The organism is Kribbella ginsengisoli (assembly GCF_039537185.1).
Classification (GTDB): Bacteria; Actinomycetota; Actinomycetes; order Propionibacteriales; family Kribbellaceae; genus Kribbella; species Kribbella koreensis.
Genome location: NZ_BAABAA010000007.1, coordinates 140,911 through 162,064 on the forward strand (window position 1 = coordinate 140,911; position 21,154 = coordinate 162,064).

Consider the following 21,154-nt stretch of genomic DNA (forward strand, 5'->3'; position numbering starts at 1 on the left):
AACCGCAATAGCGGCGGCATTGACGGGGCGGAATTCGGCACGGGACTAACACCGGCGACTGCGCGAAGTGGTCCACTTCGCGCACTCACGAACCTAATTCCGGCCGGCACCGGGGTCAACGCGGCCGAGCGGCCGCATGATGCACTGGCACCAGGCGGCCGCTCGGCCGGAGTACGGGGTGGGTCAGACGTTCTTGACGGCAGCCAGGAGCTTGGTGAGGGACTCGCGGGCGTCGCCGAAGAGGAGGGTCGTCTTCGGGTCGTACAGGAGCTCGTTCTCGATGCCGGCGAAGCCTGGGCGCATCGAGCGCTTCAGGAAGATGACCCGCTGGGCCTCGTCGGCGTTCAGGATCGGCATGCCGTAGATGGGGGCGCTGGGCGTGTTGCGAGCCGCCGGGTTGACCACGTCGTTGGCGCCGACGACCAGGACGACGTCGGTCGACTTGAAGTCGCCGTTGATCTCGTCCATCTCGCGGAGCTGCTCGTAGGGCACTTGCGCCTCGGCCAGCAGCACGTTCATGTGACCGGGCATCCGGCCGGCCACCGGGTGGATGGCGTAGTCGACCTTGACCCCGCGGCTGTGCAGCTCCTCCACCAGATCACGCAGGACGTGCTGGGCCTGGGCGACGGCAAGGCCGTAGCCGGGGACGATGATGACACGCTGGGCGTAACCGAGCAGGATCGCCACGTCCGTCGGAGTACCGGAGATGACCGGCCGGTCGGACGCCGTACCGCCACCGAGCGTCGAGCCGCCCTTGACCGCGCCGAAGAGGATGTTGAAGACCGAGCGGCCCATCGCGTCGGCCATCAGCTTGGTCAGCAAGGTACCGGCCGCGCCGACCAGCGTTCCCGCGATCAGCAGCAGCGCGTTGCCAAGCACGTACCCGCCCGCGGCCACGGTCAGTCCCGTGAACGCGTTCAGCAGCGAGATGACGATCGGTACGTCGGCACCGCCCACCGGCAGCACGAGCATCACACCGAGCGCCAACCCGACCAGGCACAGCAGCACGCCGACCCAGACCCGCGGATCGGTGACCAGCCAGACCGACAGCGCGACCCCACCGAGGATGCCGGCCACGAACAGCACCGGCAGACCCGGAAACGTCACCGGCCGGCTCGTCATCAGCTCCTGCAGCTTGGCGAACGTCACCACCGAGCCCGAGAAGCTGATCGCACCGACCAGGATGGTGAAGGCCGTCGCGATGGCAGCGATCGTCTCGCCGTCGCGCACATGCGACAGCTCCATCAATGCGACCAGCGCGGCCGCGCCACCGCCGACGCCGTTGAACAGCGCCACCAGCTGCGGCATGTGCGTCATCTGCACCCGTCGCGAGCCGACCACACCCGCGATCGTGCCGATCACCAGCGCCACCAGGATCGCGGCCAGGTGGTCCGGCTTGTAGGCGACGAAGGTGATGATCACCGCGAGCACCGCGCCCGCGGCGCCGAGCAGGTTGCCGCTGCGGGCCGACTTCGGCGACGAGAGGGCCTTCAGCGCGACGATGAAGCAGACAGCAGAGATCAGGTACCCGATCTGGGCCCAGGTGTCGATCACTTCTGCAGCTCCTTCTTGCGCGCCGCCGGACCGCGGAACATCTCCAGCATCCGGTCGGTGACGACGAACCCGCCGACCATGTTCACCGTGGCCAGTACGACGGCCAGCAGCCCGACGATCACCACCAGGGTGGAGTCGGCCTGGCCGGTGACGATGATCGCGCCGACCAGGATGACGCCGTGGATCGCGTTCGCGCCGGACATCAGCGGGGTGTGCAGGGTCGAGGAGACCTTGCTGATCACCTCGACGCCGACGAACGCCGCGAGCACGAAGATGGTCAGCAAAGCAATGGTCTCGGTCATGCCGTCGGTCCTTCCAGAAGCTCGCGGGTCGGCTCGTGCAGGACCGTGCCGTCGTGGGTCAGGCAGCAGCCGGCGACGATCTCGTCGTCGAAGTCCGGGTTGAACTCCGCGTCCCGGGTCATCAGCGCGATCAGGTTGGCGATGTTCTGCCCGTACAGCCGGCTGGCCGGTCCGGCCATCTGGCTGGGCACGTTCGCGCCGCCCCAGACCAGCGCGTTGCCGATCATCAGCTCCGTACCGGCCACCGAGCCCTCGACGTTGCCGCCGGACTCCGAGGCCAGGTCGACGACGACCGAACCGGGCTTCATCTGCTCGACCATCGACCGCGACACCAGCATCGGAGCGGTCCGCCCCGGTACGGCGGCAGTCGTGATCAGCGCATCGGCGCCCGCGATGTACGGCGCGAGCAGGTCACGCTGCAACTGCGCGCGCTCCTCGGTCATCTCGCGGGCATAGCCGCCCGGCCCGTCCAGGGTGCCGAGCTCCAGCTCGATCGGCTGCGCGCCCATCGAGGCGATCTCCTCGGCCGCGGCCGTGCGGACGTCGTACGCCTTGACGACGGCACCGAGACGCTTCGCGGTCGCGATCGCCTGCAGTCCGGCGACGCCGGCCCCCAGGACGAGAACCTGGGCCGGCGGCACCGTACCAGCTGCCGTCATGTTCAGCGGGAAGAACCGGGGCAGCCGTTCCGCGGCGACGATTGCCGCCCGGTATCCGGCCACCAGCGCCTGCGAGGAGAGCGCGTCCATCGACTGGGCCCGCGAGATCCGCGGGATCATCTCCATCGCGAAAGCGGTCAGCTTCGCCCGGGTCGCGGCCCGGATCACGTCCGGCGGGTTCGTCGGCAGGAACGACATCAGCGCCGTACCGGCGTGCAGCCGTTGCAGTCGCTCGCGTTCGAGCGGCTGCACCGACACCACCACCGTCGCCGCATGGTCGGCTCCCCAGGCCACCTCTGCCCCGGCGTCGCGATAGGCGTCGTCGGAGTACAGGGCGCGCTCGCCGGCCGCGGGTTCGACCGCGACCTCGTAGCCGAGCTGGACGAGTTTGACGATTTGCTCCGGCACCAGGGCCACCCGGCGCTCGGCCGGTCTGGTCTCTCGCACTACTGCGATCTTCACTCGCCGAAACCTATGCCAAACACACGGTGCCCGGAAAGCCCGGTCCCGCCAATCAGGCCAAGTTCTGAAGAAGCTGTGCCTCGGCCAGACAGACCTTGGTGAACTCCTCCAGGTGCAGGCCTTCGTCGACACCGTGCGCCCGGGTGTCCGGATCCTCCACGCCGGTGACCAGAACGGCCGCGTTCGGGAAGGCCTGCTGGAACTCCGCGATGAACGGGATCGAGCCGCCCATCCCGGTGTCGACGGGCTCCACACCCCACGCGGTGGCGAAGGCGGAACGGGCCGCGTCGTAGGCCGTACCGCGCGCGTTGATCGAGCACGGCTGACCGATATCGCCTTCTGTCACAGTGACCTGGGCACCCCACGGCGCGTTCTGCTCGAGGTGGTTGCGCAGGGCTTCCATCGCCTTGTTGGCGTCGTCGCCGGGAGCGACCCGCAGGCTGACCTTGGCCCGCGCGACCGGTACGAGCGTGTTGCTCGCGTCGGCCACCCGCGGCGCGTCGATCGCCAGTACTGCGATCGCCGGGCGGGTCCACAGCCGGTCGACCAGGGTGCCCGAGCCGATCAGCTTCACCGAGTCCAGCACGCTCGACTCGGAGCGGAACCGGTCCTCGGGATACTCCAGCTCGGCCGCGCGTGTCGCGTGCAGTCCGTCGACCGCGACGTCGCCGTTGTCGGTGTGCAAGGTGGCGAGCAGCCGGCACAGGGCCGACAGCGCATCCGGTACGGCGCCGCCGAACAGGCCCGAGTGGACGGCGTGCTTCAGCGTCCGGACCTCGACGTAGCAGTCGACCAGGCCGCGCAGCGATACCGTCAGGGCCGGCTGGCCGATCGCCCAGTTGCCGGAGTCGGCGATCACGATCGCGTCGGCGGTGAGCTCGTCGGCGTACTCGTCGAGCAGTTGCAGCAGGGTCGGCGAACCGATCTCCTCCTCGCCCTCGACGAAGACCGTCACGCCCACCGGCAGGTCGTTGCCGAAGGCCCGTACGGCGGCCAGGTGCGCGGCGATCCCGGCCTTGTCGTCGGCCGCGCCGCGGGCGAACAGCCGGCCGTCCCGCTCGGTCGGCTCGAACGGTTCCGAGGTCCACTCCTCGACGTTGCCGGTCGGCTGGACGTCGTGGTGGGCGTAGAGCAGCACGGTCGGCTTGCCCTCCGGCGCCGGCTTCTTGGCGATCACAGCGGGCGCGCCGGAGCCGGCCCGGACGATCTGGATCTCGAAGCCCTCGGCCTCGAACAGAGCAGCGGTGGCTTCCGCCGATCGCTGGACATCGGCCGCACGGGCCGGGTCCGCGCTGACCGAGGGAATCCGGATGAGGTCCTCGAGGTCGGCACGAACAGAGGGCAGAACGCGGTCGATCGCCGCACGCAGGTCGGTCATGCGCCCTACCGTACTGCGGGGCAATCATTTACCTTCTACCGAGAAGATCTCGAAGGTTACCGCCCAACCCCAGAGGACATCATGAGCCGTCGCTTCGCCATCCTGACCGCCTTCATCACGACCGCCACCGCCCTCACGGCCTTCAGCTCGCCGGCCAGTGCCGCGATCAGCTGCGACACCGCGACCACCGGTGGGGCCACCTTCTACGACGGGCCGTCGGCGTCCAAGAAGTACGACGCCCGGTTCAGCAACAGCGCGGGCATTCCCAACCTCAGCACGCACACCCCGCAGGGTGCCGGGACTTGGTACAACTGGGACGGCTCCGGCAAGAACCTGCTGCTGGTCGCCTCGTACCGGGAGGGCGCCGACTCGCAGATCTACGGCATCGACCCGGCTACCGGCTCCACGGTCGGCGTGGTCGCCATCGCCGAGTCGCATGTCGGCGGGATCACCACCAGCAAGGGCTGGGCCTTCGTGGCCGGCGCAGGCAGCTCCATCCGGAAGTACCGGCTCACTGAGCTCCGGGACGCGATGAAGGCAGCCGGTACGCCGTACCTCGCCCAGGTCGGCACTGCGCGCGATGTCGCCGGCTCCTCGTTCCTGACCAGCTACGGCGACTCCATCTTCTCCGGCACCTTCAACGAGACCGGCCGCGGCACCATGTACGAGTACAAGATCGCCGACGACGGCACCCTGACCACCCTGGCCGGCGCCTGGGAGGTACCGACCAAGACGCAGGGCCTGATGGTCACCGCCAACCACTTCGTCTACAGCACCTCGTACGGCCGGGGTAACCGCAGCAACCTGTACGTCGTACGCCGGGGTCAGAAGGACCTGGACGCCGCCGCGCTGAGCTGCTTCCGGGCGCCGAGCATGACCGAGGGGATCACGGAGTACAACGGCACGGCGTACCTGGTCTACGAGTCGGGCTCGCACCTCTACAGCGGCGACCCGGCCACCCTCAACGTCATCCCCCGTATGCACAAGGCCACGGTCTCGTCCCTCACCTCACTGGTGGGGTAGCCGCTACTTGATGTACCTCGCGGAGTCGAGGACTCTGTCGATCTCGGTGAGGCTGGTGCTGCGGACCTGTGACCGCAGCACCACCTGACCGGGGATGACCATCTGGTACCGCTCCCCGACGTTGCTTCGCGCTCCCGTAGAGTCCGCGCACCCGTAGTTGAAGGTGATCGTCTTCTGGTCGGGCATCTCGTTCTGCGTCGCCAGCGAGCAGCCGACCGGCACCTTCGGGGTCTTCGGCAGCGCAGCGGCGGCGGTCCCGTTCAAAGTCTCCAGAAAGACGCCGGGCACCTTTGCGTCGTTCTGCCAGTGCTCCGTGTCGGTCGTGACCAGAAGCTTGCCCTCACCCTGCGCCGACTTCTGGTCCCAGGTCCGCGGGACCTTGACCGAGAAGGAACCGGTCTCCACTGTCACCGGGCGACTCAGCACCAGGCGGTAGCCGCCATAGCCACCGCCTGCGGCCAGGACGAGGGCCAGGACGACAGTGATCACCCAGGCGCGGGCACTGCGCTTCTGAGCCTTCGCTGGTGTTGCCACTAGGGCAGCGGGCGCCGTCGTGGCGTCTACTGCGGGGGCTGAGCCGGCCGGAGTGACAGTGGGCGCGTTGGCCGCCGACAAGGCGGTCTCCTGGTCGACACCGGCTGGGCCTGCCGGCCCCGGGAGAGCCTCGGCCGGGACCAGACCGGCGGGGATCTTGCCTGTTTTGTGGGCCTCTTGGAGGGCGTCGAGGAAGCTGTCGAGATCCGGCCAGCGCTTGTCGCGGTCCGGCTCGAGGGCGCGGCGTACGACGACGTCGATCGCGTCCGAGACGTCGTCGCGCAAGGTGCTCATCGACGGCGGCGGCGACTCGATCCGCATCACCGCGCCGAGGCTGATCACGCCGTGCGGCGCCTGGCCGGTGAAGGCCGCGTACGCGACCGCGCCCAGCGAATAGAGGTCAGCGCGGTGGTCGAGCCGGTCGCCCATCACCTGCTCGGGCGCGACGTAGGCCGGCGTACCGCCTGGCATCGTCAACTGGGACACGGTTTCCAGCGACTTGCCGAGGCCGAGGTCGCCGAGCATCGCGCGATCGCCGGCCTCGTCGAGGCGGAACAACACGTTGGCCGGTTTCACGTCGCGGTGCAGCACCCCGCGGGCGTGCAGCTGCTTGAGACCGCTGCCGACCTGGGTGATCACATCGACCACGTCGGCGATCTCCATCTCGCCGCCCTTGATCCGGTCCGCGAGCGATCCGCCGTCGGCATAGGTCAGGACGAGATAGGGCCGGCCGTCCTCGGTCTCGCCGACGTCGTGCACGCCGACCACGTGCGGCGAGTCGACCCGGCGCAGGAACCGGCCCTCGGCCAGGAAGCGGCGCCGGACGTCCTCTTCGTCGATCCAGTTGTCGGACAGGATCTTGACCGCGACGTCCGCGTCGAGCTCTTCGTCCCGGGCCAGCCAGACGGTCGCGAAACCCCCGGCACCCACCCGGCGGACCAGGGAGTACCGGCCGATCCGCTGGGGCTGGTCCATCCCCGCATTATGCTCGATCCCTCCTGCGACTTGGTCGCCGGAGCGGTGGTTCGAGACCGAAACGGGGCCTAAGGGGTGCGAAACGTCCGGGTTGTGACGGTCACCGTCGTCGCGGTGGCGGCGGTTGCGGTCGGTGGGTTCGTCGCGTCCCGGCGTACGCCGGAGTCGCAGGCCGGCGCGGCGGCGCCACTTGTCGCCCCGGTACGGACTCCTTCGCCGCTGACGTTCACCGGCGCCAAGGTCGTCCCGATCGATGCCGCCAAGCTGCCCGTCGGGGACGCTCCGCACCTCACCTACCTGCGCGATCGGACCGTCCACGGCGGCGCCGGTACGCCGGTCAAGGTCCCCGGCAGCGTCGAGATCGACGCCGTCGCCCGCCTGCACGACGCCGTCCTGACCATTCAGCTGAAGACCGTCCGGGACCCGGCCCTCGTCATACTCGATGCCTCTGGCAAGCAAATCGAGCGGGTCCCGTTGGTCGACTCGCTCGTCACCAGCACCGATGGCCAGGCCGCTGCCTACGCATCCGGTGGCCGGTACACGACGGAGGGCAAGCTCGGCGACGGCGGCACGGTGTACTACCGCCGCTCGGCCCCTGGTCCCGTCAAGCAGCTGGCCCAGCCCAAGGTGTTCGACCTCCGGGTCCTCGGTGTGAGCAACGACACCGTCTACTTCCAGTCCAGCGACGACTCGGCCGGGCCCTGGAACTTCTACCGCTGGCAGGTGGACCAGCCGACGCCGACCCGGATCAGTAGCGTCCGGTCCCCGATCGCTGTCTCCGGCGACGGCACCCTGGTCGCCGGACTGGCCTCGCAGAACGACAGCGGCATGTGCACGACCCTGATGACCGCCACCACCGGCAGCCAGCGCTGGCGCAGCTGCCAGTACCAGCTCACCCGCTTCAGCCCCGGCAACACCTTCACCATCGGCATCCCGGCCGGCAGCGACCCGTACGGCGACCTGGAGAACGTCGCCCTCGACCCGAAGACCGGCGACCAGCTCCGCAAGTGGACCGGCCCGTCTCTGCGCGACGCGAGACCGGAGGACGGCGACCACGTAGTACTGGCCTGGCACGACCGGCCCGAGCCCGGGTCGCGGTCGGCCCTGGTCCGCTGCACGGTCAGCTCCGGGAAGTGCGAGCTGGCGACCCCGCTGGCGTCCGGGACGCTCCTTCTCGGCTCATGACGAACAAAACCGCGTCGGCCCGCGTCCTATCCCGGACGGGGACGAACCGATTGGACGACGGAACGTGAAAACGGGCAACGGGCCGCTGGCCATGGGGGTGGCGGCGGTCGCAGTACTGGCGGTGGTGAGCGGTGGGGCCCTCGCGGCCCGCCGCGGCCCGGCCACGTCCCCGTCGGCTGAGGCTCAACCGCTCACCGCAAGCGCCACGCCCACCCCCAAACCGGCCAAGCCGTCAGCCACATCGACCCCGAAGCCTTCGCCCACCCCGGTCACGACGCCGTCCGGTCCGGTGATCCCGACCGTCAAGATCGACCTCGCCAAGCTGCCGACCGGCCGGGAACCGCAGGTCGCCTACCTCGACGGCCGGGTGTTCAAGGGCGGCCTCGGTGGCGACATCACCATCCCCGGCAGCCAGAGCATCCTCCACGCGGTCCGGTACGACGGCGACGCGATGGTGGTCCGCGAGGTCGGCCTCGGCGGCTCCGAGCTGGTCCGGGTCAATCTCGACGGCGTTCTCCCCGGGCGCACGCCCGACGTCGCGAGTCTGGTGAGCTCGGTGAACGAGGACGCCATCGCGTACGGCACGGCCCGTTCCAACGCGGATCACACCCGTCGCAAGGGCAACGCCGTCTACTGGCGCAACGCCTTCGCCGACAACAAGCTGGACCGCCCGAACGACTGGTACTCGACCGTCCTGGCCGTGGTCGACACGACCGTCTACTTCGCCGCCGGCACCGACCCGAACGAGCCCGACGCGACGCTCAACGTCTGGCACACCCAGACCGGCAAGGTCGAGGTGCTGAAGTCCTTCAAAACCCCAGCGGGCGTGGACTTCCAGGGCACCGACGGTGTCGACCAGCTCGAGGGCGCCGAGCAGACCTTCTGCTCAGCGGTGCGCGCCCTTGCCGACGGCGCCCAGCTGTGGCGGACGTGTGAGTACTCGCTCGACGGCTTCACCCCGGACGGCCAGACGGTCTACGCGACCCCGGACTTCCACAACGGCGGCTCCAACCCGACCACCACCGCGATCGACAGCAAGTCAGGCACGGTACGCCGGCAATGGACCGGCGTGGAGTTCCTCGCCACAACCGCCGAGGACGACGACCACCTGCTGATGGCCGTCGACACCGGCGAGAACACGGCAAGCGCGATCATCCGCTGCAGCATCGGGTCCGGCGCCTGCGAACTGGCGACGAAGCCCGCCAAGCACGCGCAGCGAGATGCGCTCCGGGTGATGGGTGGCTGGTCATGAAGCGGCAGAACGGTGCCCTGGTCGCACTGGTCGCGGCAGTGACGGTCGCTGCCGTAGTACTGGGCGCGACCATCGCGTCTCGCCAGGTCCCGCAGCGCCAGAGCACTGCCTACGCTGCACCACTGCCCGCCCCGACCACCCCGACCACGACTCCGTCCAAGGCCGCCCAGACGCCGAAGCCCGCGACGACCACGCCCTCCCTCCAGCCGTCGACACCGAGTGCACCGACGGCGCCAACGGACACACCGACCTTGACCGGCCCCACCAAGATCACCCTGGCCGTGTCGAAGCTCGGCACCGGACGGCAGCCGCAGATCCCGTACCTGTCCGGGCGCCAGGTCCGTGGCGGCGCCGGTGGCACGGTCACCATCCCCGGCAAGGACGACGTCCTCGAGATCGCGCGGGTGAACAGCTCCGTGCTCGCCCTGACCACCAACGGGAACGGCTCCCAGGTACTGCGGTTCGACGCGAACGGCGTCGCCAGCGTCGCGAACGTCAACCACATGGAGGCCAAGGCCGACCAGAGCGGCGCCGCGTACGCCGCCTTCGGTGCCGACGGACCGGTCGAGGGCGGCACCATCTACGCCGACACCGGCACGTCGCTGACCGCCCTGAAGCTCACCAAGCGCTGGAACTTCAAGGTGCTCTCCTACGTGGGTGACAAGGTCTACTTCGAGTCCTCGGACGTACTGGGCAGCGGAGCCAGCTGGAGTACCTACGTATGGTCGCCAGGCGAGCCGGAAGCCAAGCTGGTGAAGGCGCTTGCCTCCATGACGACGATGTCCGCCGACGGCAAGAGCGCGGCGACAGCCCTGCTCGTCAGCAACACCGGCTCGTGTTCCGCGGTCACCGCCGTCGAGACCGGGCAGCGCGAGTGGAAGACCTGCGACTACTACCTCAACGACTTCAGCCCCAGCGGCGCGACGGTGTTCGGGGTTCCGTCCGGCGACGACGGCTACTGCTCCTCGGCGGAGGCTGCCCTCGACGCGAAGACCGGCAAGCTGCTCCGCGAATGGAAGGGCTGTCTGCAGAGCATTACTCCTGAGGACGACGAGCACCTGCTGATGGTCGCCACCGCATCGGGCGAGGGCGACAACGCGAAGACGGCGATCATCCGCTGCACCGTCAGTACCGGCGACTGCGAACTGGCCACGCCCGTGAGCTCGGACCGACTCCTGCTGAGTACCTGATGGCCAAGCTCTCACTGAAGGCCAAGAACGGTCCGCTGGTCGCAGTGGTGGCCTCTGTCGCCGTGGCCGCGGTAGTGATCGGCAGTGCGGTCGCCTACTGGCAGGGCCCGGACGACAAGCTCACCGAGGCCGGTCCGCTACCAGGCACCAGCAGCACCCCGTCGACGACGCCCTCGACAACACCGAAGCCGACAGTCACCCCACGCCCGACGCCGAAGCCGCCCCCAGCACTCCCACCGAAGCCATCCACCACACCACGGCCTAGCACCACCACAACCTCCACCGGCCCGACCACCGTCGAGCTGACCGTCAGCAAGCTGCCCGGCGGCCGGGCGCCACAGATCCCGTACCAGGTCGGCGGCGAGGTCCGTGGTGGCGCCGGCCAGGCGCGGAAGATCCCCGACGGAACCTTCCTGGTCGGCTGGATGAACACCGATGTGATGGCCGTCGTCAGCACCGGCGAAGGCAAGAGCGAACTGCAGAAGATCAGCTACGGCGCCCCGCGCCGGACGCCGGGTGTCTCGTCCCTGGTGATCTCCGCCGATCAGTCCGCGGCCGCCTACGCCGTCGGGACCCTCAGCAACCGCGGCCCCATCACCAAGGGCGGAGCCGTGTACGCCGAGACCGGCTCGATCCGCAAGCTCGACCTGCCGAACAGCTGGGAGGTCGAAGTACTGGCCTATCGCGGCGGCAAGGTCTACTTCCGGGCCGGTTCGAGCGAGAAGGGCGATCGGCTGCTCTACGAGTGGACGCCGGGCGCGACCAAAGCCACCGCGGTTCCGGCCGTGAAGTTCCCGACCGCGATCTCACCCGATGGCATCGTCGCGGCCTCGATGAGCCTGCTCAACGACGCCGGCACCTGCTCGACCATCACCGCGATCGCCACCGGCAAACAGCTCTGGCGGACCTGCGAGAACCAGCTCAGAAGCTTCACCCCGGACAGCCGGACCGTGCTCGGTTCGGACGCCTACGGCGACGGGTACTGCGGCCGCGAGGTCGCTGCGCTGGACGCCACGACCGGGCGGCTGATCCGCAAGTGGAAGGGCTGCTTCCAGGACTTCGCCGCCGAGGACGACCAACATGTGCTGGTCGTCGCAGTCGCCGCCGGCGGTGGCGGGGATCCCGGGACCAAGAGCGCGATCATCCGCTGCGACATCAGCACCGGACAGTGCGAGCGGGCCACACCGATCACGGTGGACCTACCCCTCTCGCTGGGTAGATAGGGGGAGCTGGACCGTGAGTAATCTCGACCTGGTTCGGAAGAACGGGCGGCTGGCCGCCGGGCTGGCTTCTGTAGCGGTTGCCGCAGTGGTTGCCGGTGGCGTGTTCGCCTCCCAACAGGGGCCGGCCGACCGAGCCTCCGGCGCAGCACCGCTGCCGGGACCGACCAGTACGCCGTCCACAACCCCGAAGCCAACGTCGCCGCCCACAGCGACGCCACCGCCGAGCAGCACCCCGGGGAGCACGCCGCCGAGCAACAAGCCGACTACTGGCTCCAACACCGGCCCGGCCACGGTCGACGTGGTGATGGAAAAGCTGGGCGACGGCCGGGCGCCACAGTTGCCGTACCTGGCCGGCCGCGAGGTCCGGGGAGGTCCCGGCGGCCCGGTGAAGATCCCTGGTACCGGGATCATCCTGGGTATCGCCCGGCTGAACACCGCCGCGCTGGCCGTGGTCGAGCGGGTCAGCGCCGACAAGGACAAGCTCCCGTTCGGCAGCGACCTGATCCAGGTCCGGTACGGCGAAGTACGGAAGACCCCGGATGTGTCGTCCCTTGTGGGCAAGGAGGACCAGTCGGCGGTGGCGTACTCCACCACCCGGTTCGACGCGAAGGGCACCCTGATCAAGGGCAGCGACCTGTACGCCGAGGTCGACGGCTCGATCCAGCGGCTCGAACTCGCGAACAGCTGGAACGTCGAGGTACTGGCCTACCGGGGCGCATCGGTCTACTTCCGGGCGGCCGCAACCAGCGGAGGCCAGCAAACGCTCTACCAGTGGAAGCCGGGCGCCTCGAAGGCCACCTCGCTGAAGGCCATCACGTCGCCCGTCACGGTCGCGAGCGACGGCACGATCGCCGCCTCGCTGAAGCAGCTCAACGACGGCAGCTGCGCCACCGTCACCGCGATCGACTCCGGTACCCAGCTCTGGCGTACCTGCGACAGCCGGCTGGTCGGATTCACCCCGGACAGCCGGATCGCGGTCGGTGTCGGCGCCGCCTTCGAAAGCAGCTCGGAGACTCTCACCGCGCACGAGGCCAGGACTGGCAAGCTGATCCGGACCTGGAAGGGCCACTTCTACGACGCCGTCGCCGAGGACGACCAGCACCTGCTCGCCGTCACCGTCGTCTCCGGCAACCCGGTGGCCGGCACCCTCAAGCTGGCGATCATCCGGTGCAGCATCCCCACCGGCCAGTGCGAGCGCTCGACGCCGGACGCGCTCGATCAGAGCGTGATCCTGCGATGATCGACCCCTCAGCGCGTTAGGAACGTCGTCATGTTGCAGAAGAACGGCCGGCTGGTCGTGCTAGTCGCCGCCGTCGCGGTCGCCGCGGTGGTGATCGGCGGCGTCGTCGCGTATCAGCGTGGCCCGCGCTCGGAGGGCGGGACAGCCGCGCCGCTGTCCGCGCCGGCGACGACTCGGAGTACCAAGACGACGCCCAGCGCGACCGGTACTCCCAGTACGACGCCGAGCAAGCCCTCCGGACCGGTCAAGATCACCCTGAACCTGGCCAAGTTGCCCCGCGGTCGCGATCCCCAGGTGCCGTACCTGGTCGGCCGGGTGGTCACCGGTGGTGCCGGTGGGCCGGAGACGATCCCCGGCAAGGCCGACATCCAGCAGATCGCCCGGGTCAACGGCCGGGTACTCGCCGTCGTCACCAAGGGCCTGGGGACGGAGTTGCTCAAGCTTGGGCCGAGCAGTGGCGAGGTCGAGCGGGTCCCGGACGTCACCGCCCTGGTGACGAGCGCTGACGCGACCATCGCGGCGTACTCCACGACCCGGGTCGGCAGCCAGAGCGAGGCCCTCAAGGGCGGCACCCTGTACTCCGACGACGGCCTGGACACCCAGAAGCTCGACCTGCCCGCCGCCTGGGGACTACGCGTCCTGGCAGTCCTGGACGGCAAGGTCTCCTTCGAGTACGCCGCAACGGAAAGCGGACGCTCGAAGCTCTACTCCTGGACGCCCGGCGCCGCGAAGGCCACCCAGCTCGACATCACCTCGCCCACGGGCATCTCTGCGGACGGCCGCCTGGTCGCCTCGATGGGCCTGATCTCCGATGGTGGATCCTGCTCGGACGTCACCGAGGTCGCGACCGGCAAGCGGCTCTGGAAGACGTGCGAGAGCGCGATCCAGGGGTTCACCCCGGACGCCCGGACCGCGTTCGGCGGCGACGCGTACGCCGACGGCTACTGCTCCGGTACCGCGACTGCACTCGACGGCCTGACCGGAGTGATCCTCCGGCAGTGGACGAGCTGCTTCTTCCAGACCGTGCCCGAGGACGACCAGCATCTGCTCATGGTGGTCGACGCGCTCGAGGGCGGCGGTGAGGACGGCTACGGCAAGCGCGGGATCATCCGCTGCACGATCTCCACGGGCGCCTGCGAGCTGGCGACCCCGCTGACGCCGCACGCCGCGGTGCACATCGGCACTTGATGTCTGCTCGCAGCTAACGAGCGTCCCGGCCGGGACGGATCGGCGGCAGACTATCCAGATGGACCGGATCGTGGTGCTGGCCGACATTCACGGCGTGCTGCCTGCGCTGGAGGCAGTACTGGCCGAGCCGGACGTGGCTGCCGCCGATGTGATCGTGCTGGCCGGGGACATCGCCAGTGGGCCGCAGCCGGTGGAGACGCTGGATCTCCTGGTGGGGTTGGGCGAGCGGGCCGTGTGGGTGCGGGGCAATGCGGACCGGGAGCTGGTGGAGATGGCTCGTGGGTCGTTCGAGGGCGATCCGCCGGACCCGGTCAGCCCCTGGGCGGCCGAGCAGCTCCGGGACGACCAGGTCGAGTTGCTGTCCACACTGCCGACCACTGTGACGATAGGCGACACATTGTTCTGCCATGCGACGCCTCGGGACGACGAGGAGATGGTGTTGGTCGACAGCCCTATCGCTAGGTGGGCGACGGTGCTCAGCGGCGTACCGGAGGAGGTCAGGACGGTTGTCTGCGGGCATACGCACATGCCGTTCGCCAGGCAGGTCGACCGGCGGCTGGTGGTCAACGCAGGCAGTGTTGGCATGCCGTACGGCGCACCCGGCGCCAGTTGGGCTCTCCTGACTCCAGCGGGTGTCCAGCTGCGCCGTACTACGCTCCCCGACACCGCTGCGGACCAGCTCGCCAAGGACTCGTCGTACCCGGGGATCGAGGAGTGGCTGGACGCGTACCTGCGCTCCAACTACTCCGACACCGAGGCGCTGGAGGCGTTCAGGCCGCGCTCGGAGGTATGAGCGGCTACCGTCAGGGCATGTTTGCGCGGCGACGGAAGCACTTCGGCACACCGGCCGACAAGGCGACGTACGCGACGCTGCACACCGCTTCACTCGCTACCCCAAGCCTGCGCGAGGGACTGACCCCGGCGGCGGCCGGTAAGGCCAGCAAGCATCTGCGCGACCTCCTCGGTACTGCGGCCATCGCCATCTGCGACTCGTCCGGCGTACTCGCCTGGGACGGGGTCGGCGGCCCGTACGAGAGCAACCACCGAGGGGACGTCAAACGGCTCGCGGCGGCGACTCTGCGGACCGGGCGTACCGCAGTACTGGGTATCCATGACGTGGCGTGCGGCGACCCGCAGTGCCCGATCCGTACTGCGGTAGTGGCGCCCATCGTCACCGAGGACCGAGTAGTAGCCGTGCTGGTCGCCTACAGCCCTCGCTCGTCGGCAGCGCTCGTCCGGGCGACCGAAGAGGTGGCCAGGTGGGTCTCCGGCCAGGTAGAGCTCGCAGAACTCAACAAGGAGCGCACCCGGGCCATGGAGGCGGAGCTGCGGGCGCTCAGAGCCCAGATCAGCCCGCACTTCATCTACAACGCGCTGGCCGCAATCGCTTCCTTCGTCCGGACAGATCCTGAGCGTGCCCGGGAGCTGCTGCTCGAGTTCGCCGACTTCTCCCGGTACGCGCTGCGGCGCGGCGGTGAGTTCACCACGCTGTCCGACGAGCTGCGCAACGTGGAGCGGTACCTCGTGCTGGAGCAGGCCCGGTTCGGCGAGCGGCTCAAGGTCTCGCTGCTGATCGCTCCCGAGGTGCTGTCCGTGGCGATCCCGTTCCTGGTCGTCCAGCCGCTCGTGGAGAACGCCGTCCGGCACGGCCTGGACGGCACCTCCGGCATCGGCCGGATCACCATCCGCGCCCAGGACCGCGGGCTCGAAGCCGAGATCAGCGTCGAGGACGACGGGGCCGGCAGCGATCCCGACGTCATCCGCGCCGCGCTGGCCGGCGAGTCGAGCGGCGACTCGGTCGGCCTGGGCAACGTCGATGCCCGCCTGCGCCAGGTCTACGGCGACGCCTACGGCCTGGTGGTCGAGACCGCCCCGGAAGCCGGAACAAAGGTCAGCTTCCGGGTACCCAAATACTCCTCAGGGGTGCATGCGTCCGCTTAGTCTGTGGGCCATGACCGACTCTCCACTGCGCGCCCTCGTCGCCGACGACGAGGAACCGGCGCTCAACGAGCTGGTCTACCTGCTGCGCCAGGACTCCCGGATCGGCGAGATCAAGACCGCCTCGAACGGTACCGAGGCGCTGAAGATCCTGCAGGACGGCGACCTGGACGTGGTGTTCTGCGACATCAAGATGCCCGGCCTCGACGGGATCGAGGTGGCCAGGATCCTGTCCAGGTTCAAGAGCCGGCCGCAGATCGTCTTCGTCACGGCGTACGACGAGCACGCGGTCGCCGCGTTCGAGCTCGATGCGACCGACTACGTGATGAAGCCGGTACGCGCCGAGCGGCTCGGCGAGGCGGTCCGTCGGGTCATGAGCGCCGGTACGCCGACCGTCGCGCCGCCACAGGACGACACCACCGACGACGAGACGATCCCGGTCGAGCTGGCCGGCGTCACCCGGTTCGTCCAGCGCTCCACCGTCCGGTACGTCGAAGCGCAAGGCGACTACGCCAGGCTCCATACCGGCCAGAACTCGCACCTGGTCCGGATCCCGCTCAGCACCCTGGAAGAGCGCTGGCGCGACGCCGGCTTCACCCGGATCCACCGCAGCACGCTCGTCGCCCTGGCCCACGTCGACGAGATGCGCGTCGACGGCGGCCGCTGCGCCGTCCGGGTAGGCGACGACTGGCTCCCCGTCAGCCGCCGCCACACCCGAGAACTCCGCGACCTCCTGGTCCGCTCGACCTCGTTGAGGGGCTGACTGTGGACGCCCTGTGGAAAACCCAGCCAGCTGAGAGACCACCGCGGTTAGACTTAGTTAGGAAGGACAGAGGGCGCAACCAGGACCCTGGGGCACCGCGATGAGCGCTCCGGAGCAGCCGCCCCGCCGTGTCCGGGTGACCAGCCCACGGACCAGCGCCGCACGTCGGATGACCGCGCATACCGGCACGCGGGAGATCGACGAGCAGACGCGGGTCGGCGAGGTCTACATGAGCTCGCTGATCCAGTCCCAGCTCCGGCTCGCCCTCGCCGTCATCGCCGGCGCCGCCGTCACCCTCGGCGGCCTCCCGCTCCTCTTCCTGCTCGTCCCCGCCACCCGCACCCTGCCGATCTTCGGCATCCCCCTGCCCTGGCTCCTGCTCGGCGTCCTCGTCTACCCGGTCGTCTACATCGCCGCCCGCATCTACGTGCGCAACGCCGAACGCATCGAGGGCGAGTTCACCGAGTTCGTAGGACGTAAGTAGATGTCTCCGGCGATGAGTTTGACCGCGATCGGATTGGTGATCGCGGCAACCATCGGGATCGGACTGTTCGGTCTCCGGATCTCTCGTACCACCAGCGACTTCTACGTCGCCAGCCGCGCCGTCACCCCACGCTGGAACGCCTCTGCGATCAGCGGCGAGTACCTGTCGGCGGCATCATTCCTCGGCGTCGCCGGCCTGGTGCTGGTGAACGGCGCCGACATGCTCTGGTTCTCGGTCGGCTACACCGTCGGGTACCTCATGCTGCTTGTCCTGATCGCGGCCCCGCTCCGCCGCTCAGGCGCGTACACCCTCCCCGACTTCGCCGAGACCCGCTTCGAATCCGCCGTCGTACGCCGGATCTGCTCCTGCCTCGTAGTCGGCATCGGCACCCTCTACCTCCTCCCCCAACTCCGCGGCGCCGGTCTGACCGTCCACACCGTGACCGGCGCACCACCCGCCGTCGGAGCAGCCCTGGTCGCCCTCATCGTGGTGATCAACGTCGCCGCCGGCGGCATGCGCTCGATCACCTTCGTCCAGGCCTTCCAGTACTGGCTCAAGCTCACCGCCCTGGCCGCGCCGATCTTCATCATCTTCATCGCCTGGCGCTCAGGCGACCACCCCGTCGGCGTCCTGCACTCCCTCCAGGGAGCCGGCGCCGAATGGGCCGAGCCACTCTCCCGGGCAAGCGGCCGCGACCACCCGCTCTACGCGACCTACTCGTTGCTCTTGGCCCTTTGTTTCGGAACGATGGGCCTCCCGCACGTCCTGGTCCGCTTCTACACCAACCCCGACGGCCGCGCGGCCCGCCGTACGACGGTCGTCGTGCTGGCCCTGCTCGGCGCCTTCTACCTCTTCCCGCCCCTGTACGCCATCCTCGGCCGGACCTTCGCCCCCGACCTGATCGGCGGCGGCGCCGACACCGTCGTCCTCGAGCTCCCCGGCCGCATTTTCCCTGGCACAGCAGGCGATCTACTAGGCGCTCTCGTCGCCGCCGGAGCCTTCGCCGCGTTCCTCTCAACGTCATCCGGACTGACCGTCGCCATCGCCGGCGTCATCGACCAAGACCTCCTCCGCAACCGCCTCCACCGCCTGACCGGCGGCGACTACCTGGCCGTCAACAGCTTCCGCATCGCAGCCCTGCTGGCGATCGCCTTGCCCTATGTCGCCTTCAACATCACCGGCGCCCTCAGCCTCGCCGACACCGTAGGCCTGGCGTTCGCCGTCGCCGCCTCGACCTTCTGTCCTCTGCTGGTGCTCGGGATCTGGTGGCGCAAGATGTCCACCGTCGGCGCCGCGGCCGGCCTGATCGTCGGCGGGGTCGCCGCGATCACCGCAGTACTGTTCAACGTCATCGGCCCACCCCGGGCCGGCTGGCCGAAGGCCCTGATCGCCCAGCCGGCCGCCTGGACGATGCCACTCGCCTTCATCACCGTCATCGCCGTCTCCAAGCTCACCCCGCACAAGATCCCCCGCGGCACTGCCCGCAGCATGGTCCGCCTGCACACCCCCGAAGCAGTCGACGTCGACCGCGGCCTGCCGCCCGCCTGACCGTTCGTCGTACCGTTCCGACCGCTCATCGCAGCGGCCTTCACCGCCGGTCGAAGGGTGGGCGCCATTGGGCGCTCGGTGCGGTTCGGTGCTGTCGGTCGGGAGTGAGCTGGACCACAGTACGAGCAGCAACCCTGCGCGCCGGTCCTTCCGCCCGGCCTGATCCCGTCTGGAGGTCCCGCGATGAGCGATACGCGCCGCGCGGCCGGCGATCCGGAACTGACGACGTACCGAGATGTCCAGCTGTCCCCGGACTTCTCCGAGCTGCGTCGCCGGTTCCGGCGCTTCGTGTTCCCGATGACCGGGCTGTTCCTGGCCTGGTACTTCCTCTACGTCCTGCTCGCCGACTACGCGCACGGGTTCATGTCGCACAAGGTCGGCGGCAACATCACCGTCGGGCTCTTGTTCGGCTTCGGCCAGTTCGTCTCCACCTTCGCGATCACGCTGCTGTACGTCCGCTGGGCCGACCAGAAGTTCGACCCGGACGCCAAGCACCTGCGTGACCAGATCGAGGGAGACGACAAGTGAGCGCGCCACTGCTGTTGCCGCTGGCAACCGTCGGGGACCCGAAGGTGAACATCGCGATCTTCGCGCTGTTCGTGGTGGCCACCCTGGCGATCGTGATCCGGGCCTCCCGCAACAACAAGAGCGCGGCCGACTTCTACGCCGGCGGCCGGTCCTTCACCGGCCCGCAGAACGGCATCGCGATCGCGGGCGACTACCTGTCCGCCGCGTCGTTCCTCGGTATCGCCGGCGCCATCGCCCTGAACGGGTACGACGGCTTCCTGTACTCGATCGGCTTCCTGGTCGCCTGGCTGGTGGCCCTGCTGCTGGTCGCCGAGCTGCTCCGCAACACCGGCCGGTTCACGATGGCGGACGTCCTGTCGTTCCGTCTCAAGCAGCGTCCGGTCCGGATGGCAGCGGCCATCTCGACGCTGGGTGTCTGCTTCTTCTACCTGCTGGCCCAGATGGCCGGCGCCGGTGGCCTGGTGGCCCTGCTGCTCGGTATCGACGGCAAGGCCGGCCAGAACATCGTCATCGCGGTCGTCGGCGCGATCATGATCACCTACGTGCTCGTCGGCGGCATGAAGGGCACCACCTGGGTACAGATCGTCAAGGCGGTCCTGCTGGTGATCGGCGCCGGCATCATGACGATCTGGGTGCTCGCGAAGTACACGTTCAACCTGTCCGGCCTGCTGGGCGCCGCCGTGGACAAGAGTCCCGCCGCCGGGGAGAAACTCCTCAGCCCCGGTCTCCAGTACGGCGCAACGGGGATCAGCAAGCTCGACTTCATCTCGCTCGGCCTGGCCCTGGTGCTCGGTACCGCCGGCCTGCCGCACGTGCTGATGCGCTTCTACACGGTCCCGAACTCGCGTGAGGCCCGCCGCAGCGTCAGCTGGGCGATCTGGATCATCGGCATCTTCTACCTGTTCACCCTCGTCCTCGGGTACGGCGCAGCTGCGCTGGTCGGGCCGGACAAGATCCGCGCGGCCCCCGGCAAGGCGAACTCGGCCGCGCCACTGCTCGCGTACGAACTGGGCGGGGAGATCCTGCTGGGCGTGATCTCGGCGGTCGCCTTCGCCACCATCCTGGCGGTCGTGGCCGGTCTGACCATCACGGCGAGCGCATCCTTCGCCCACGACATCTACGGCTCGGTGATCAAGAAGGGCCAGGTCAGCGGCGACGGCGAGGTCCGGGTCGCCCGGATCACCGTGGTCGTGATCGGCGCGGTCGCGATCATCGGCGGCATCTTCGCCAACGGCCAGAACATCGCCTTCCTGGTGGCGCTCGCCTTCGCGGTCGCGGCGTCGGCGAACCTGCCGACGATCCTCTACTCGCTGTTCTGGCGGCGCTTCAACACCCGGGGCGCGCTCTGGAGCATCTACGGCGGTCTGGGCTCGGCGATCTTCCTGATCATCTTCAGCCCGGTCGTCTCCGGCAAGGTGGACAAGAAGACCGGCGCCAGCCTGTCGATGATCACCGACACCGGGATCGACTTCCACTGGTTCCCGCTGGACAACCCGGGCATCGTCTCGATCCCGCTGGCCTTCGTGCTCGGCTTCATCGGCACGATCACCAGCAAGGAGGGCACCAACGTCGACAAGTTCGCCGAGATGGAGGTCCGCTCGCTCACCGGAGCCGGCGCCGAGAAGGCGACGACCCACTAGACCTGTCAGGCAGGCCCTGCTGATTCCTACGCGAACCTGCCTGGCAGCTTCACCCCGAGACCCGGGGGCCCAAGTATCCAACTTGGTC

19 protein-coding genes are annotated in these 21,154 nt (G+C 69.0%); 14 read left to right on the plus strand and 5 right to left on the minus strand.

Annotated elements, in window-relative coordinates; translation table 11 throughout:
* Positions 1-183: 183 nt before the first annotated feature.
* The 4 genes from ABD768_RS24175 to ABD768_RS24190 are packed head-to-tail and all read right to left on the minus strand — an operon-like array spanning position 184 to position 4,355.
* On the minus strand, positions 184-1,554 hold the full coding sequence (locus ABD768_RS24175; RefSeq protein ID WP_343970831.1) for an NAD(P)(+) transhydrogenase (Re/Si-specific) subunit beta: 1,371 nt from the start codon (positions 1,552-1,554) through the stop codon (positions 184-186).
* Positions 1,551-1,856 (minus strand): NAD(P) transhydrogenase subunit alpha part 2, encoded by a 306-nt coding sequence (locus tag ABD768_RS24180; protein WP_343970834.1) that lies wholly within the window; start codon positions 1,854-1,856, stop codon positions 1,551-1,553. The genes ABD768_RS24175 and ABD768_RS24180 overlap by 4 nt, the downstream gene beginning before the upstream one ends.
* Positions 1,853-2,977, minus strand: a complete 1,125-nt coding sequence (locus tag ABD768_RS24185) for an NAD(P) transhydrogenase subunit alpha (RefSeq protein WP_344844291.1) — start codon at positions 2,975-2,977, stop codon at positions 1,853-1,855. The genes ABD768_RS24180 and ABD768_RS24185 overlap by 4 nt, the downstream gene beginning before the upstream one ends.
* Positions 2,978-3,029: 52 nt before the next feature.
* Positions 3,030-4,355 carry a dipeptidase gene (locus ABD768_RS24190; RefSeq protein ID WP_344844294.1) on the minus strand — a complete coding sequence of 442 codons (1,326 nt, stop codon included), beginning with the start codon at positions 4,353-4,355 and terminating at the stop codon, positions 3,030-3,032.
* 81 nt (positions 4,356-4,436) lie between these two features.
* Here ABD768_RS24190 and ABD768_RS24195 point away from each other — a divergent pair, with 81 nt between their 5' ends.
* Positions 4,437-5,378 carry a hypothetical protein gene (locus ABD768_RS24195; RefSeq protein WP_343970842.1) on the plus strand — a complete coding sequence of 314 codons (942 nt, stop codon included), beginning with the start codon at positions 4,437-4,439 and terminating at the stop codon, positions 5,376-5,378.
* Between the two features lie 3 nt (positions 5,379-5,381).
* On the opposite strand, the gene ABD768_RS24200 is transcribed toward ABD768_RS24195, so the two are convergent.
* Positions 5,382-6,887 (minus strand): serine/threonine-protein kinase, encoded by a 1,506-nt coding sequence (locus ABD768_RS24200; protein WP_344844296.1) that lies wholly within the window; start codon positions 6,885-6,887, stop codon positions 5,382-5,384.
* A 93-nt stretch (positions 6,888-6,980) separates the two neighbouring features.
* Between ABD768_RS24200 and ABD768_RS24205 the strand changes: the two genes are divergently transcribed.
* The 13 genes from ABD768_RS24205 to ABD768_RS24265 all read left to right on the plus strand — a co-directional run bounded on the left by ABD768_RS24205 (position 6,981) and on the right by ABD768_RS24265 (position 21,066).
* Positions 6,981-8,072, plus strand: a complete 1,092-nt coding sequence (locus ABD768_RS24205; RefSeq protein WP_344844299.1) for a hypothetical protein — start codon at positions 6,981-6,983, stop codon at positions 8,070-8,072.
* Between the two features lie 64 nt (positions 8,073-8,136).
* The gene (locus tag ABD768_RS24210) at positions 8,137-9,324 is read left to right on the plus strand and encodes a hypothetical protein (protein ID WP_344844302.1); all 1,188 of its coding nucleotides are present in this window, start codon (positions 8,137-8,139) and stop codon (positions 9,322-9,324) included.
* Positions 9,321-10,514 carry a hypothetical protein gene (locus ABD768_RS24215; RefSeq protein ID WP_344844303.1) on the plus strand — a complete coding sequence of 398 codons (1,194 nt, stop codon included), beginning with the start codon at positions 9,321-9,323 and terminating at the stop codon, positions 10,512-10,514. The genes ABD768_RS24210 and ABD768_RS24215 overlap by 4 nt, the downstream gene beginning before the upstream one ends.
* The gene (locus tag ABD768_RS24220; RefSeq protein ID WP_344844306.1) at positions 10,514-11,737 is read left to right on the plus strand and encodes a hypothetical protein; all 1,224 of its coding nucleotides are present in this window, start codon (positions 10,514-10,516) and stop codon (positions 11,735-11,737) included. The genes ABD768_RS24215 and ABD768_RS24220 overlap by 1 nt, the downstream gene beginning before the upstream one ends.
* 13 nt (positions 11,738-11,750) lie before the next feature.
* A complete protein-coding gene (locus ABD768_RS24225; protein ID WP_344844308.1) occupies positions 11,751-12,977 on the plus strand; it encodes a hypothetical protein in 1,227 nt (408 codons plus the stop codon).
* A 30-nt stretch (positions 12,978-13,007) separates the two neighbouring features.
* Positions 13,008-14,165, plus strand: coding sequence for a hypothetical protein (locus ABD768_RS24230; protein WP_344844310.1), 1,158 nt, complete (start codon positions 13,008-13,010; stop codon positions 14,163-14,165).
* A 58-nt stretch (positions 14,166-14,223) separates the two neighbouring features.
* Positions 14,224-14,958 (plus strand): metallophosphoesterase family protein, encoded by a 735-nt coding sequence (locus tag ABD768_RS24235; protein ID WP_344844312.1) that lies wholly within the window; start codon positions 14,224-14,226, stop codon positions 14,956-14,958.
* Positions 14,959-14,975: 17 nt separating this feature from the next.
* Positions 14,976-16,106 (plus strand): histidine kinase, encoded by a 1,131-nt coding sequence (locus ABD768_RS24240; RefSeq protein WP_343970868.1) that lies wholly within the window; start codon positions 14,976-14,978, stop codon positions 16,104-16,106.
* Positions 16,107-16,116: 10 nt separating this feature from the next.
* Positions 16,117-16,866 (plus strand): LytR/AlgR family response regulator transcription factor, encoded by a 750-nt coding sequence (locus ABD768_RS24245; protein WP_343970870.1) that lies wholly within the window; start codon positions 16,117-16,119, stop codon positions 16,864-16,866.
* A 100-nt stretch (positions 16,867-16,966) separates the two neighbouring features.
* Positions 16,967-17,350 (plus strand): hypothetical protein, encoded by a 384-nt coding sequence (locus ABD768_RS24250; RefSeq protein ID WP_344844315.1) that lies wholly within the window; start codon positions 16,967-16,969, stop codon positions 17,348-17,350.
* Between the two features lie 12 nt (positions 17,351-17,362).
* Positions 17,363-18,898, plus strand: a complete 1,536-nt coding sequence (locus ABD768_RS24255) for a sodium/solute symporter (RefSeq protein WP_344844317.1) — start codon at positions 17,363-17,365, stop codon at positions 18,896-18,898.
* A 183-nt stretch (positions 18,899-19,081) separates the two neighbouring features.
* On the plus strand, positions 19,082-19,426 hold the full coding sequence (locus tag ABD768_RS24260) for a DUF485 domain-containing protein (protein ID WP_343970878.1): 345 nt from the start codon (positions 19,082-19,084) through the stop codon (positions 19,424-19,426).
* Positions 19,423-21,066 carry a solute symporter family protein gene (locus ABD768_RS24265; RefSeq protein ID WP_343970881.1) on the plus strand — a complete coding sequence of 548 codons (1,644 nt, stop codon included), beginning with the start codon at positions 19,423-19,425 and terminating at the stop codon, positions 21,064-21,066. The genes ABD768_RS24260 and ABD768_RS24265 overlap by 4 nt, the downstream gene beginning before the upstream one ends.
* The last annotated feature ends 88 nt before the right edge of the window (positions 21,067-21,154 follow it).

Excerpts from the sequence above, each read along its gene's own strand:
- ABD768_RS24190 (WP_344844294.1), bottom strand. The coding sequence starts at position 4,355 with ATGACCGACCTGCGTGCGGCGATCGACCGCGTTCTGCCCTCTGTTCGT.
- ABD768_RS24255 (WP_344844317.1), top strand. The coding sequence starts at position 17,363 with ATGAGTTTGACCGCGATCGGATTGGTGATCGCGGCAACCATCGGGATC.
- ABD768_RS24200 (WP_344844296.1), bottom strand. The coding sequence starts at position 6,887 with ATGGACCAGCCCCAGCGGATCGGCCGGTACTCCCTGGTCCGCCGGGTG.
- ABD768_RS24180 (WP_343970834.1), bottom strand. The coding sequence starts at position 1,856 with ATGACCGAGACCATTGCTTTGCTGACCATCTTCGTGCTCGCGGCGTTC.
- ABD768_RS24195 (WP_343970842.1), top strand. The coding sequence starts at position 4,437 with ATGAGCCGTCGCTTCGCCATCCTGACCGCCTTCATCACGACCGCCACC.
- ABD768_RS24250 (WP_344844315.1), top strand. The coding sequence starts at position 16,967 with ATGAGCGCTCCGGAGCAGCCGCCCCGCCGTGTCCGGGTGACCAGCCCA.
- ABD768_RS24230 (WP_344844310.1), top strand. The coding sequence starts at position 13,008 with ATGTTGCAGAAGAACGGCCGGCTGGTCGTGCTAGTCGCCGCCGTCGCG.
- ABD768_RS24260 (WP_343970878.1), top strand. The coding sequence starts at position 19,082 with ATGAGCGATACGCGCCGCGCGGCCGGCGATCCGGAACTGACGACGTAC.
- ABD768_RS24215 (WP_344844303.1), top strand. The coding sequence starts at position 9,321 with ATGAAGCGGCAGAACGGTGCCCTGGTCGCACTGGTCGCGGCAGTGACG.
- ABD768_RS24220 (WP_344844306.1), top strand. The coding sequence starts at position 10,514 with ATGGCCAAGCTCTCACTGAAGGCCAAGAACGGTCCGCTGGTCGCAGTG.
- ABD768_RS24245 (WP_343970870.1), top strand. The coding sequence starts at position 16,117 with ATGACCGACTCTCCACTGCGCGCCCTCGTCGCCGACGACGAGGAACCG.
- ABD768_RS24235 (WP_344844312.1), top strand. The coding sequence starts at position 14,224 with ATGGACCGGATCGTGGTGCTGGCCGACATTCACGGCGTGCTGCCTGCG.
- ABD768_RS24240 (WP_343970868.1), top strand. The coding sequence starts at position 14,976 with ATGTTTGCGCGGCGACGGAAGCACTTCGGCACACCGGCCGACAAGGCG.